Origin of the sequence: Robbsia sp. KACC 23696 (genome assembly GCF_039852015.1) — a bacterium.
Taxonomy (GTDB): domain Bacteria; phylum Pseudomonadota; class Gammaproteobacteria; order Burkholderiales; family Burkholderiaceae; genus Robbsia.
On sequence record NZ_CP156626.1, the window covers coordinates 902,959 to 915,436 of the forward strand.

At 62.3% G+C, this 12,478-nt stretch carries 13 protein-coding genes; 2 read left to right on the top strand and 11 right to left on the bottom strand.

Going from position 1 to position 12,478, the window contains the following annotated elements:
• The first annotated feature begins 245 nt into the window (after positions 1 to 245).
• Both mutM and mutY read left to right on the top strand, forming a co-directional pair.
• The gene (gene mutM / locus ABEG21_RS03665) at positions 246 to 1,076 is read left to right on the top strand and encodes a bifunctional DNA-formamidopyrimidine glycosylase/DNA-(apurinic or apyrimidinic site) lyase (protein WP_347555916.1); all 831 of its coding nucleotides are present in this window, start codon (positions 246 to 248) and stop codon (positions 1,074 to 1,076) included.
• A 51-nt stretch (positions 1,077 to 1,127) separates the two neighbouring features.
• Positions 1,128 to 2,345 (top strand): A/G-specific adenine glycosylase, encoded by a 1,218-nt coding sequence (gene mutY / locus ABEG21_RS03670; protein ID WP_347555917.1) that lies wholly within the window; start codon positions 1,128 to 1,130, stop codon positions 2,343 to 2,345.
• Positions 2,346 to 2,364: 19 nt separating this feature from the next.
• Here mutY and ABEG21_RS03675 read toward each other — a convergent pair whose 3' ends face one another.
• The 11 genes from ABEG21_RS03675 to ABEG21_RS03725 all read right to left on the bottom strand — a co-directional run bounded on the left by ABEG21_RS03675 (position 2,365) and on the right by ABEG21_RS03725 (position 12,269).
• The gene (locus tag ABEG21_RS03675) at positions 2,365 to 3,006 is read right to left on the bottom strand and encodes an LON peptidase substrate-binding domain-containing protein (RefSeq protein ID WP_347555918.1); all 642 of its coding nucleotides are present in this window, start codon (positions 3,004 to 3,006) and stop codon (positions 2,365 to 2,367) included.
• Positions 3,003 to 3,977 carry an RNase adapter RapZ gene (gene rapZ / locus ABEG21_RS03680; protein WP_347555919.1) on the bottom strand — a complete coding sequence of 325 codons (975 nt, stop codon included), beginning with the start codon at positions 3,975 to 3,977 and terminating at the stop codon, positions 3,003 to 3,005. Before rapZ ends, ABEG21_RS03675 begins: the two co-directional genes overlap by 4 nt.
• A gap of 206 nt (positions 3,978 to 4,183) precedes the next feature.
• Positions 4,184 to 5,152 carry an HPr(Ser) kinase/phosphatase gene (gene hprK / locus ABEG21_RS03685; protein ID WP_347555920.1) on the bottom strand — a complete coding sequence of 323 codons (969 nt, stop codon included), beginning with the start codon at positions 5,150 to 5,152 and terminating at the stop codon, positions 4,184 to 4,186.
• 33 nt (positions 5,153 to 5,185) lie between these two features.
• The gene (gene ptsN, locus ABEG21_RS03690; protein ID WP_347555921.1) at positions 5,186 to 5,641 is read right to left on the bottom strand and encodes a PTS IIA-like nitrogen regulatory protein PtsN; all 456 of its coding nucleotides are present in this window, start codon (positions 5,639 to 5,641) and stop codon (positions 5,186 to 5,188) included.
• 431 nt (positions 5,642 to 6,072) lie between these two features.
• Positions 6,073 to 6,441: a ribosome-associated translation inhibitor RaiA gene (gene raiA, locus ABEG21_RS03695; RefSeq protein WP_347555922.1), complete on the bottom strand. Its 369-nt coding sequence runs from the start codon at positions 6,439 to 6,441 to the stop codon at positions 6,073 to 6,075.
• A 156-nt stretch (positions 6,442 to 6,597) separates the two neighbouring features.
• Positions 6,598 to 8,148 (bottom strand): RNA polymerase factor sigma-54, encoded by a 1,551-nt coding sequence (locus ABEG21_RS03700; protein ID WP_347555923.1) that lies wholly within the window; start codon positions 8,146 to 8,148, stop codon positions 6,598 to 6,600.
• A 241-nt stretch (positions 8,149 to 8,389) separates the two neighbouring features.
• Positions 8,390 to 9,211 carry an LPS export ABC transporter ATP-binding protein gene (gene lptB, locus ABEG21_RS03705; protein ID WP_347555924.1) on the bottom strand — a complete coding sequence of 274 codons (822 nt, stop codon included), beginning with the start codon at positions 9,209 to 9,211 and terminating at the stop codon, positions 8,390 to 8,392.
• Positions 9,208 to 9,993 carry a lipopolysaccharide transport periplasmic protein LptA gene (lptA, locus tag ABEG21_RS03710; RefSeq protein WP_347555925.1) on the bottom strand — a complete coding sequence of 262 codons (786 nt, stop codon included), beginning with the start codon at positions 9,991 to 9,993 and terminating at the stop codon, positions 9,208 to 9,210. Before lptA ends, lptB begins: the two co-directional genes overlap by 4 nt.
• 14 nt (positions 9,994 to 10,007) lie before the next feature.
• The gene (gene lptC / locus ABEG21_RS03715; RefSeq protein WP_347555926.1) at positions 10,008 to 10,685 is read right to left on the bottom strand and encodes an LPS export ABC transporter periplasmic protein LptC; all 678 of its coding nucleotides are present in this window, start codon (positions 10,683 to 10,685) and stop codon (positions 10,008 to 10,010) included.
• Positions 10,686 to 10,689: 4 nt separating this feature from the next.
• Positions 10,690 to 11,178 carry an HAD hydrolase family protein gene (locus tag ABEG21_RS03720; protein WP_347556611.1) on the bottom strand — a complete coding sequence of 163 codons (489 nt, stop codon included), beginning with the start codon at positions 11,176 to 11,178 and terminating at the stop codon, positions 10,690 to 10,692.
• A gap of 107 nt (positions 11,179 to 11,285) precedes the next feature.
• Positions 11,286 to 12,269: a KpsF/GutQ family sugar-phosphate isomerase gene (locus tag ABEG21_RS03725; protein WP_347555927.1), complete on the bottom strand. Its 984-nt coding sequence runs from the start codon at positions 12,267 to 12,269 to the stop codon at positions 11,286 to 11,288.
• Positions 12,270 to 12,478: the final 209 nt, after the last annotated feature.

Consider the following 12,478-nt stretch of genomic DNA (forward strand, 5'->3'; position numbering starts at 1 on the left):
CGCTCCGGACGCGGCAAACGGGCGGGTGTGGCGAAAGAGTGGTTCATAAGTTCCAGGCTGCAGTTTCCTTGATTGTATCGCGACCGCTACGTTTCGACCCGCTCGCGCATCGAATGACTTGCAAACCGCCCATTTTTGTAAGCTCCACGTGCCGACATTGTCAGGAGGGCGGTGGTACATTGTCGGACCGCACCTTGCATAATGTGTCAAACCGCGCTCCCGTGGGGCGCCCGCCGTCCCGGATCATGCCCGAATTACCCGAAATCGAAGTTACCCGGCGCGGGATCGCGCCTCATGTCACCGCGCGGCGCGTGCAGGCCGTGCACGTGCGTACGCCGGCGCTGCGCTGGCCGATTCCGACGGAGATGCCGGCGGCGTTGGCCGGCCGCCCGATCCGGTCCGTCTCGCGTCGCGGCAAATACCTCTTGCTCGAATCCGATGCCGGATGGTTGATTCTGCACCTCGGTATGAGCGGTTCGTTGCGCGTGTTGCAGGGGGAGGACCGGCATCTGGCCCCCGGTCGGCATGACCATCTGGACCTGGTCTTCGACGAGGCGATCGTCCGGCTGCGCGATCCGCGTCGCTTCGGCGCGGCACTGTGGCATCCACGGGAGGCCGGTGATGTGCTCGCGCATCCCTTGCTCGCCTCGCTCGGCGTCGAGCCATTCTCCGATGCCTTCTCCGGTGCTTTGTTGTTCGAGCGCACGCGCGGCCGGGCGATGGCCGTCAAACAGGCCTTGCTGGCCGGGACGATCGTCGTAGGCGTGGGCAATATCTATGCATCGGAATCGCTGTACCGTGCCGGTATCCGCCCGACCACCGCCGCCGGCCGCGTTTCGCGGCAGCGCTACGATCGATTGGCGGAAGTAATCCGCGAGGTGCTGGGTGAGGCGATCGAGCAGGGCGGCAGCACCTTGCGCGATTTCATCGGCAGCGACGGTGCCAGCGGCTATTTTCAGATGGCGCACGCGGTGTATGATCGCGACGGCCAGCCGTGCCGCGTCTGCCTGTTGCCGATCCGCAAGATCGTTCAGGGCCAGCGCTCGACGTTCTACTGCGCGCAGTGCCAGCGCTGAGCCGGCTGCTTTTGTAATCGGCGGGGCCACGCCCTGCCATCGAACCGCCCCGTGGGTCCTGTGCTCCCTTTGATAGCGAAAGACAGTTTTGCGCCGCGCCTGATTGCGTGGCAACGCCGACATGGTCGCCACGACCTGCCGTGGCAGACCGACGATGCTTACCGTGTCTGGCTGTCCGAAATCATGTTGCAGCAGACGCAGGTGGCCACGGTGATCCCGTACTACGCGCGTTTCACCGAACGTTTTCCGGATGTTCGCGCACTTGCCGCCGCGCCCGAGGACGAGGTGATGGCGCTCTGGGCAGGGCTCGGTTATTACTCGCGTGCGCGAAACCTGCATCGCTGCGCGAAGGATGTGGTGGCGCGTTTCGACGGGCGTTTCCCGGACAATGTCGCCGAACTCGTCACGCTATCGGGAATCGGCCGATCGACGGCCGCGGCGATCGCCGCCTTTGCCTACGGGACGCACGAGACGATTCTCGACGGCAATGTCAAACGTGTCCTGGCGCGGGTGTTCGGCATCGAAGGTTTCCCCGGTGAAAAACGCGTCGAGACGGCGATGTGGGCACTCGCCGAGTCCTTGCTTCCGGCGCCGAGCGGATCGACGCGCTCCGAGAAATCGCGTGCGACGATGAAGGCCTATACGCAAGGTTTGATGGATCTGGGCGCGACCTTATGCGTCCGTGCGAACCCGTTGTGCGAGCGCTGCCCCTTCCACGACGATTGCGTCGCGCGTGTGGGCGGTCGCCAGAAGGATCTGCCGACGCGCAAGCCGGCGAAAGTCGTCCCGCAGCGGGAAACGACGATGCTGGTATTCGACACTGGCTCGCATCTCTTGCTATATCGACGTCCGCCGCATGGCATCTGGGGCGGGCTATGGAGTTTGCCGGAGGCTGCCGACCCGGCGCAGGCGCAATCGCTGGCGCGCGAATACGGGGCGGACTGGACGCAGGCATCGCAACTGACGCCGTTCGCGCATCAATTCACCCACTTCCGTCTGACGATCACGCCGCTGTTACTGCCTTGCACGGAGCCGCAAGGCGGTCCGCTGACGTTGTCACCCACCGCATCGAACGTGAAACCGCGCGGCGCGGCTAAGTCGGCATCGACGCGGCGCGTGCCGACCGCTGAGGGCATCGATTTCGGGATTGCCGACGATGACGCGGGCGTTGCGCCAGTCGAATGGGTCGCCTGGTCGTCGCTGCATCAATACGGTTTGCCGGCGCCGGTGCGCAAGCTGCTCGACAGCTTGCGCGGTGCCTTGTTGTAAAAGACGCTCGATCGGCGATCTACAGCATCTGATGGCGCATCATGTATTGATGGACTAGTTCAAGCCGGGTGCCGGCGTCGTCAAGTTCCATCAATTGCTGACGCGCGCGAATCGAGATCGGCAAGACCTCGGATAAGCGGTTTCCGACCCAACTCGCGTCGTGGAGCTGGAAGGGCTCGAGAAACGGCATATGCGCGGGATCCCGTTCGCGGACATTGTCGATGATGCGACTCAGTGATTCGGAGCAGGACGCCAGGCGTATCCGGTGTTCGTCCGATTCGTCCTCGACCGTATCGTCGCCCATCGGCTCGGCGACGCCACGCAGCAGACCGTCTTTTTCGCGGTGCGTCGAGAGGAGACGGAAGCGATGCATTCCGCGGCAGCGCAATAGCAGCACGCCCAATTGCTGGACGTCGCACCCGACGATCTGTGCCAGGCAACCGATTGTCTCCGGCTCCGCCTCGTCACTTCCGGGCAGCGATACTTCACTGCCGCTCTTCAACAGGCACACGCCAAACGGCACGTCCCGACGCAGGCAGTCCCGTGCCATGTCCAGATAGCGCGCTTCGAACGCCCGCAACGACAACAAGCCGTCCGGAAACAGCACGGCACCCAATGGGAAAAGCGGCAGGTCGGCCAGCAGCGTTGCCATGATGGTCACCGTCCTGTAGATACGCCCGGCACGACGGTCGGCGCGATTTCACGATGCCGCAGGATGACGCGGTCGGCACCGCCGAAACGCTCGGCGAGCGTCTTCGAGATAAACACGGACCGATGTTGGCCGCCGGTGCAACCGATCGCCACGGTCAGATAACTGCGATTGTCGTTGCGGATGGCGGGCAGCCAGGTTTCGATAAAGTGTGCGATATCGTCGATCATCCGATGTACTTCCGGAATAGCACTTAAATAATCGATCACCGGCTGGTCGAGTCCGGTCAATGGTCGCAACGACAGATCGTAATAGGGGTTCGGCAGCATCCGCACGTCGAATACGTAGTCGGCATCGAGCGGCAGTCCTTTCTTGAAACCGAAGGACTGGAACATCACGGTCAGACCTTCGTTCTGATGTTCCGCAAACGTACGGACCCAGGCACGCAAGGTGTTGGCGCGCAGATTGCTCGTATCGATTTGATGACCGAGGCCGGCCAGCGGTGCGACCAGCATGCGTTCGCGTTCGATGGCGTCCGCCAACGACGTATCGGCACCGGCCGACGAGCCATCGGCGGCGAGGGCGCTGCCGACGGCGGCAGACAGCGGATGTCGGCGCCGCGTTTCGGAGTACCGTGCAATCAGCGCTTGCGTACTGGCATTCAAAAACAGCACGCGCACCGTATGCCCATCGTCGCGCAAGCGAGTGATGATGGCATTGATATCGGAAACGGACGGTCCTCCAGCGTCGCGCGGCGTCACGCCTTCGATGCCCAGCGGTGCGTTTGCGAGGGCCGCGGCGCCCGGACGCGCGTCGATCGCGACGGCCAGTCGCGTACAACCGTCGCGGTCCAGTTCGCCGGCCAGTTCCTGCAGGAAGCGGGGTCGCAGATTCTCGACGCAGTAATAGCCCACGTCTTCGAGCGCGTTCAACGCGACCGATTTGCCTGACCCCGAAATACCGGTGATAAGAATGATCCGCATGGCGGCAGCTTTACGAAGCAAAGTCGCCCAGTCGTCGCCGAATACCACATCGGCGCGCGCCGGTGGCGCTGCTCGCGTCGGGGACGCCGGCCTGTCACGAGACAGGGCGAGCTACCGCGCGCCGCGCCACCCTCTGGGTAAGCAGACGGTGAACCGGTTTACACCGGAGTTGCAGCCATCATAGCACTGTCGACCTGGCCTGCGCGTCAGATCATTTTTCCAGGAAATTGGCTGTCTGGCTCTTGCATTGCCAGACGTTGTCGGTCCATGAAGTCGTGCAGCGTGTCGATACCGCGCAGCTTCAGAATCGTATTGCGAACGGCGGCTTCGACCAGCACCGCGAGGTTGCGGCCGGCGGCCACTTGCAGATTCACTTTCGGAATCGGCAGGCCTAGCACGTCGATCGTTTGCGCATCGATCGGCAATCGATGGAATTCACCGTCCGGACGGCGCACCAGATTGACGATCAATTTCAGCTTCATCTTCCGCCGGACGGCTGTTTCACCAAAGATCGTCTTGATGTCGAGCAGACCCAGCCCGCGTACTTCCAGCAGATTCTGCAGCAGCGGCGGGCAGCGGCCTTCGATATAGTCGGGGCCGAGCCGAACGAAATCGACCGCGTCGTCGGCGACCAGACCATTGCCGCGGCTGATCAGTTCGAGTCCCAACTCGCTCTTGCCCAATCCCGAGTCGCCGGTCAGCAAGACGCCGAGGCCGAGGATGTCGAGGAAGACGCCGTGCATCGTCGCGCGCGGGGCGAGGATGCGCGACATATAGAGCCGCAGGCTATCGATGACCGCCGCGGACGACAGCGGGGTGGTGAACACCGGCGTCGATGAGCGAGTGCAGCGCAGAATCAATTCGTCGGGCACTTCGCCGGTACCGGCGATGACGAGAAACGGGGGTTCCAGCGCGATCAGTTTGGCGATATCGTGCGATCGATCCTCGTCGGACTGGCGCTGATAATAGGCCAGTTCGGCATCGCCCAGGACTTGAATCCGGTTGGGGTGGATCACATTCAAGTGTCCTACCAGATCCGCGCTGGACGTGGCGTTTTCGACCGTCTCCGGAGAGAAGCCGCGCTCCCAGCCCTCATGGCCGGTGAGCCAACTCAGTTTCAATTCGGCGGCGTTATCGTCGAAGATGCTTTGCGCATTGATGCTCGACGTATCCATCAGGCGGAAGACTCCACGCGAAGAAAGGGGCGGTCAGTTATGCCACTGCGTCAGGACACGATGCACCTGCAGCGGATCACGCTCCGCCGCCAGCATCTCGCGTGTGTCGCGGTCCGACAGCAACTGGGCGATTTCCGACAGGATTTCCAGATGTTGCTGGGTTGCCTGCTCCGGCACCAGCAGGAAGATCAGCAGGTTAACCGGCTGGCCGTCCGGCGAGTCGAACGGCACGGGCGTGTCCAGCCGCATGAAAGCGGCCAGCGGCTGCTTGAGACCCTTGATGCGACCATGCGGGATGGCGACGCCTTCCCCCAAGCCGGTGGACCCAAGCCGCTCACGTGCGAAAAGGTTGTCGGTGACGATGCTGCGCGCGATCCCGTGCTGATTCTCGAAGATCAGACCCGCCTGCTCGAACACACGTTTCTTGCTCGTGACGCTGACGCCGAGTTGTACGTTTTCCGGCGCTAACAGTTTGGCTAAACGATTCATGTTGAAAAGCAGGCATCAACCGCCGGCGTCTATTTAGCACACCGACGCCATGCCGAGCCGAATTTCCCCGTGACGAATTTCCTATTATAGAGCACGTGCTTTCGTTATTGCGCCATTGTTGCGCGCTGCAAAATAAACCACACAATGACGTGGACAACACGAGAAACGTCTTGCAAAGAACAAAGCCGGTGGCAACGCCACCGGCTTCTTTGTCCTAACGCGCGTCGAACTGTATTCCAGCACAGTGCGGCAATAACGCTAAACCGGTTTAGGGCCGGGCCAATCCTGTTGGCCGCGCGGCCGCATGGAGGCGTGTATGCCAATGCTGCCATCCTGCCGTTCGTGCGCATTTCCCGCCGCTTTTCCAGAATCCGGACACATGTGTCACGATCGGGAACTGCCAAAGCGATGGGTCGGAATGCGGATGTCGCTTATTGCGAGGACTCCAGCAGTTCCGCCTGCGCCGCATTCACGGCAACGTGCTTCAATGCCTCGCGTTCATGGCCCTGCAGCCGATCCTTGTGACGCAATACTTGTCGGTCGAGCTTATCCACGAGGAGATCGATGGCGGCATACAAATCGCCATCGGCGCTCTCGACATAGATATCGCGTTTCTTGACCGTCAGCGTGATTTCGGCGCGTTGCCGTTTTTCCTTCTCCCGATGGTTATCCACTGTCAGCAGCACATTGACGGCGATCACCTGATCATAGTGCCGGAGCACCTTGTCGAGTTTGTTCATCACATACTCGCGCAAGGAGGGTGTGACATCGAGATGGTGTCCACTGATGGTCAGATTCATTGCTGCTTCTCCCATGCTGGGGCCGGAGGATCGCTGCGCGGCGGAAGCTTCGCAGTCGTTCGCGGCCGGTACAAACCCGCCGCAACATGCGACGAGCCAATGCCCTGTGAGCTGCCGACGCAGCCTCGCGGAACAACGGCGGGAAACTGCGGCGGACTAGAGCGACTTACGGAGATTGACGGCTGGAATGCGGAGCGCTTCGCGGTACTTTGCAACGGTCCGTCGTGCGACGACGAAGCCTTGTTCAGCGAGCAGCTCGGCAATCCGGCTATCGGAAAGCGGCGTTTTCGGGTCTTCTGCTCCTATCAATTGCTTGATCAGTGCACGTATCGCCGTGGACGAGGCCGAGCCACCCGTATCGGTAGAGATATGGGAGCCAAAGAAAAACTTGAACTCGAGGGTCCCCGACGGCGTCAGCATGTACTTGCCTGTTGTGACGCGCGACACAGTCGACTCGTGTAAACCTAGCGTATCAGCAATTTCTCGCAAAACCAAGGGACGCATGGCAATTTCGCCATGGGCAAAAAAATTCTTCTGCCGTTCCACAATAGCCTGCGCCACACGCAAAATCGTGTCAAATCGTTGCTGAATATTTTTGATCAGCCAGCGTGCTTCCTGCAGCTGCTGACGCAGCGATCCGCTGCCGGGATCGCCGCGGTTGTTGCGCAGGATATTGGCGTACAGATTATTGATGCGAAGCTTCGGCATCACCTCGGGATTCAACTCGGCGATCCAGCCCTGACTGGTCTTCCGCACGAGGACGTCCGGAATCACATAGTCCGCTTCAGCGCTGCTGTAGGCGGCGCCGGGGAAGGGCTCCAGGGAACGGATCAGTTGATGCGCTTCTCGCAGTGCATCATCATCAACCTTCAACTGCCGACGCAAGCGGGCGAAATCACGCGCCGCGAGCAATTCGAGATGATGGTTGACGATATCGAGCGCCAGCGTTCGGGTGGCGCCCGGCGTGAGGCGGCGCAATTGCAGTGCCAGACATTCCGACGGCGAGCGCGCACCGACACCCGCGGGATCGAAGCTTTGCAGCAGTGTCAGCGCATTGTTCAGGTCGTCGATGTCGATGCCGCTGTCTTCCGGCAATTCGCTGACGATCTCGTCGAGCGACGTGGTCAGATAGCCGGCGTCGTCGATCGATTCGATCAAGAAGGTAACCAGCGCGCGATCACGGGCATCGGTGCGCGTCAGGGCCAGCTGATCGTTCAAGTGATCGCGCAGATTCGTGCGCACTTCCTCGAGCTGCATCGGCGGCAGATCATCGTCGTCACTGCCAGCGCCGCTGCCGCCGGAGCCGCTACGGGCATAGTCGTCCAGGCTCCAGGACGGACCATCGTCGCTGCTGTCGCGCGGGGCATCGGCATTGCCGCGGTCACCGTCACCGCTGTCACTGCCGTTGCCGCCGTGCGCCTCGCCCTCGGCGCCATCCCGCCGATTCTCGCCGTTCTGGCCGCCTTCCGATACGCCACTCGTCCCAGCGGTCGACGGGCCGTGCCCGGCGATCGAACCATCACTCGCCACGCGCAACGACTTGCCGCCCCAATCGTCATCGCTTTCTAGCAATGGATTCTGGGCGACGGCGGTGGCAACTTCCTGTTGCAATTCCAGCGTCGACAGTTGCAACAATCGAATGGATTGTTGCAACTGCGGCGTGAGCGCGAGGTGTTGAGATAGGCGTAACTGGAGGCTGGCTTTCATAATGTCGCCAACCATTGTAGTGGCTTTGAGGATGCGGCGAAACCACTAGATTGCCGTTTGATGCCAACTTGGCCCGGTAATTGCAGCGCGCCCCCGCAGGCAAGGGCCGGCAGGGGCGCATGGGGGCATCAATCATCGATGTGCAGACGTACCGGAGGGCGTCGTGCAAGGGCGGGGCGGCTGCTGAAGAAACAAAAAATCGGAAAAAAAGTCGCCGATCGACACGCGCCGTCGCGGCGTGTTACATCCTGAAATGTTCGCCCAGATAGACGCGGCGCACGTTTTCGTTGGCGATGATGTCGGCCGGCGCGCCCGAGGCAAGGACGTGGCCGTCGCTGATGATGTAGGCGTGGTCGCAGATCCCGAGGGTTTCGCGCACGTTGTGGTCGGTGATCAATACGCCGATATTGCGGCTTTTCAGAAAGCGGACGATCTTCTGAATCTCGATCACGGCGATCGGGTCGACGCCCGCGAACGGTTCGTCGAGCAGGATGAAGCCGGGATCGGTCGCCAGCGCACGCGCGATCTCGACCCGTCGACGCTCGCCGCCCGATAGCGACATGGCCGGGTTTTGCCGCAGATGTGCAATCTGCAATTCTTCCAGCAAGGCCGTGGTGCGATCGGCGATTTCCTGTCGAGACAGCTTGCGGCCATTCGGATGGCGTTGCAGCTCCAGAACGGCACGAATATTCTGCTCGACGCTCAACTTACGGAAAACCGAGGCCTCCTGAGGCAGATACGACAGCCCCAGTTTCGCGCGCAGGTGAATCGGCAGCTTCGAGATCACTTTGTCGTTCAACTGGATCTCGCCAGCGTCCAGCGGGACCAGACCGACGATCATATAAAACGACGTGGTCTTGCCCGCGCCGTTCGGCCCGAGCAGTCCCACCACCTCGCCGCTGGAGACGTCAAGCGAGACGTCCTTGACGACAGTGCGCGCGCCGTAGCGCTTTTCCAGATTTCTGACCTTCAGCGTGCGGCGTTCGCCAGCATGCTGCAGCAGTCCGGCGGCCTCGTGCAGAGCCTCGGCGGCCGTTGCATTTGCCACGGCAACGTCCGTCATGGGGTGGTCTCCAATTGATGTGCCGACTCGAGCGGCGAGGCGCCGGCGGTGCCGGATGCACCGCTCGTACCGTCCGTGACCGCCTGGGTTCGGGTGCTATGGGCGTTTGCAACACCGCCGCGGCTGCCATCCCCGGCGCCGTTACCGGTGGAGGCACTGCTATCGCCGTCGTCGGTTGAGGCGGGTGACGAGGGGGCTGCCGGCGTAGTCGTACTGGGCGCGATCATGCCGCGGACCCGACCACCTGGCGTGCCGGTCTTCGTCCCGCCATTCGATTGCGCCGTGTAATAGCCGGTCTGGCCGTCGTAGCGAATGACGCTACCGTGAACTTCGTCGATCGGGGTGGTCAGGCCCGACAGGCGCCTTGCCACGGCCGAGCCGGTCAGCGTCGACACGTCGGATTTGCCGTCGTAGTCGATGCGCTTGCCCTGACCCTCGAAGTACTCGTTGACCCCATCGCGCTTTTGCCGGATGTAGGCGAGGCCTTTGTCGCTGGTGGCCGTTGCGTAGGAATAGCCTTCCGGATCCTGATGGATCTCGGCGCGGTCTCCGCGGACGATGATCGTGCCCTTGGTCAGCTCGACATTGCCGGTCAGGATGGTCGTCTGTTTCAGATCGTCATACGACAGGTGGTCGGCCGAGTAGACCAGCGGCTTGTTCTTGTCTGCCTGTTCGGCATGGGCCGCCGACGTCGCCAGCCCGCCAAGCAGGGCTACCAGCGTGAGCCACGTGGCCGTGATGCGCCGCGCGACGCGGCGCGGCTCTTGATACGAAAATTTCATCTGGTCGTTCTGATTCAGCGCGTCCCGCCGTTCAATTGCTGGGCCGCGATCGAGCCGCGGACGTTACCGAACAATTGGGCCGAGCGGGTCGTGTTGATATAAGTCATGCCTTGCGTAGCCGTCGCAATCGACGGGCCACGGGTCAGCTTGACGGGCTTTTCCGTCCGGATCGTGTCATCGTTCACCAGCACCTCGAAGTGCGAGGAATCCGCTTCCATCGGGGGATCCGCGGGGCCCGGCGCACGGACCACCTTCGCGTCATCGTACAGGTTCACGATCGAGGCGTCGCTATTGACCACACCGCGTTTCGAGGTAGCCGTGATGATGGGCGATCCGGGCTTGAAGGAACGCAGCGCGGGATCGGTCAGTACGCTGTTTTGATCGTCTTCGTAATGCGTCAACGTTCGCGCATTGAGTCGGTATTGCACATTGCCGGTATCGTCGAGCATCGTGACCGAAAGGTCGTTGCCGAAATAGTCGGCGGTATGCCCTACCTGCTTCGCCGCCGGCTGGGCGGCGGGCTTGAGCGATGACTGCAGTAGCCAGTAGGTCGCGCCGGCCAGGATCGCCATGACGACGATCGGCACGAACGGTGCAACGCGTTGCGTCCACTTTGCCTGGTGCGGCGGACGCTGCGAAGGGGGCGTGGGCTGCGCGGGCGGCGTACGAGCAGCGCCGGTACTGGACGTCATACGCTCAGCCCTCGCACTGTTTGGCCAGCAACGCGTCGTAATGCCCGGTTGCCCGCAGGATCGTATCGCACGCTTCGCGCACCGCGCCTTCGCCGCCGCGCGCCTGGGTCACCATATGCACGCGCGACCGGACATCCGGATGCGCGTTGGCGGGCGCGCAGGCAAAGCCGACGCGGCACAAGATCGGCAGATCCGGCCAGTCGTCACCCATATACCCGATGTCGGCGTCGCGCAACTGCAGTTCGGCGCGCAAGCTGGCCAGCACATCGCCTTTTTGTTTGACCCCCTGGAATACACGGCCGATACCGAGTTCCCGGGCACGGGAGGCAACGATGCCGGATTCCCGGCCTGTAATGATCGCGACCTCGATGCCGCAGCGGGCCAATTGCTTGACGCCATGACCGTCGAGCGTATGGAAGGCTTTCAGCATCTCGCCGTCATGCCCGTAATAGATCTGGCCGCTGGTGAAGACGCCGTCGATATCGAAGGCCATCAGCCGGACGCCGGCCGCGCGGCGGCGCAGCGTGTCGGCGTCGATGGGCGCGGCACCCGCGCTCGCGGCCGGGCCCGATGCCGCGGCGAAATTTTCCGTATGGCTCATCAGATTACCTTTGCACGGAACAGGTCATGCAGGTTCAATGCGCCCACCAGCGTTCCGGCCGGTTCGACGACGAGAATCTGGCCGACGCGGAATTTTTCCATCTGGCTGGCGGCTTCGCTGGCCAGATGATCCGGGGCGATCACGCGCGGCGAGCGCGTCATCACATCCTTGATCGGCAGCGTGTCCAGCGTCGAATGGCTTTTCAGTACCCGGCGCAGGTCGCCGTCGGTGAAGACGCCGATCAGCGTGTCGCCCGCTTCCGTGACGGCGGTCATGCCCAACCCTTTCGCCGTTATTTCGAACAGGGCATCATGGACGCTGGCATCCGCCGATACGCGCGGGACTTGATCGCCCACGCGCATGATGTCGCGCACATAGGTCAGCAGCCGGCGGCCCAGCGCGCCACCGGGGTGAGAACGCGCGAAATCCTCGGGGCCGAAGCCGCGCGCATCCAGCACCGCGCAGGCGAGCGCATCACCGAGGGCCAATGCAGCCACGGTGCTGGCCGTCGGCGCCAGGTTCATCGGACAGGCTTCCTTCGCGACCCAGCCGTCCAGATGGGCATCGGCCAAGCCGGCCAGGCTGGATTTCGGGTTGCCGGTGATCGCGATCAGCGTCGTATCCATTCGCTTCACAAGCGGCATGATGCGCAGCAGCTCATCGGTCTCGCCCGAATACGAGATGGCGACGAAGACGTCGTCGGCAGTGATCATGCCAAGATCGCCATGGACCGCTTCGGCCGGATGGACAAAGAAGGCCGGCGTGCCGGTGCTGGCCAGGGTCGCGGCGATCTTGCGCGCGATATGACCGGATTTGCCGATGCCCGAGACGACCACACGCCCGCGGCATGCCAGCAGCAACTGGACCGCGTCGACGAACTGACCATCCAGGCGCTCGGCGACGCCGCGTACGGCATCCGCTTCGATCGCCAGGACCTCGCGTGCCAATGACATGGCACGGTCCTGATTGATTTTCGCTATCATTCGCGGAGTATAACAAAAGGCCTGCAATCGAGTGTTTCAGCCAGGCCGTCGGCAGCACGATTTCGTTACCGGTGAATGACAGACTATTACCCCCGGAAAAGGCAGGCCGAGCGACGGTCGATGCGACAGATGCCGGATGATTGCGCGTGCCGACGACGGCGCGCAGCGGGGCAATAATGCGGAATGTTGGTGGAATGCGACAGTTTCGC

Bases quoted from the DNA above. Each gene is read 5' to 3' on its own strand.
- mutM (WP_347555916.1), top strand. From the start codon at position 246: ATGCCCGAATTACCCGAAATCGAAGTTACCCGGCGCGGGATCGCGCCT.
- rapZ (WP_347555919.1), bottom strand. From the start codon at position 3,977: ATGCGGATCATTCTTATCACCGGTATTTCGGGGTCAGGCAAATCGGTC.
- lptA (WP_347555925.1), bottom strand. From the start codon at position 9,993: ATGAAATTTTCGTATCAAGAGCCGCGCCGCGTCGCGCGGCGCATCACG.
- ptsN (WP_347555921.1), bottom strand. From the start codon at position 5,641: ATGAATCGTTTAGCCAAACTGTTAGCGCCGGAAAACGTACAACTCGGC.
- hprK (WP_347555920.1), bottom strand. From the start codon at position 5,152: ATGGATACGTCGAGCATCAATGCGCAAAGCATCTTCGACGATAACGCC.
- lptC (WP_347555926.1), bottom strand. From the start codon at position 10,685: ATGACGTCCAGTACCGGCGCTGCTCGTACGCCGCCCGCGCAGCCCACG.
- ABEG21_RS03700 (WP_347555923.1), bottom strand. From the start codon at position 8,148: ATGAAAGCCAGCCTCCAGTTACGCCTATCTCAACACCTCGCGCTCACG.
- raiA (WP_347555922.1), bottom strand. From the start codon at position 6,441: ATGAATCTGACCATCAGTGGACACCATCTCGATGTCACACCCTCCTTG.
- ABEG21_RS03725 (WP_347555927.1), bottom strand. From the start codon at position 12,269: ATGATAGCGAAAATCAATCAGGACCGTGCCATGTCATTGGCACGCGAG.
- ABEG21_RS03720 (WP_347556611.1), bottom strand. From the start codon at position 11,178: ATGGCCTTCGATATCGACGGCGTCTTCACCAGCGGCCAGATCTATTAC.
- lptB (WP_347555924.1), bottom strand. From the start codon at position 9,211: ATGACGGACGTTGCCGTGGCAAATGCAACGGCCGCCGAGGCTCTGCAC.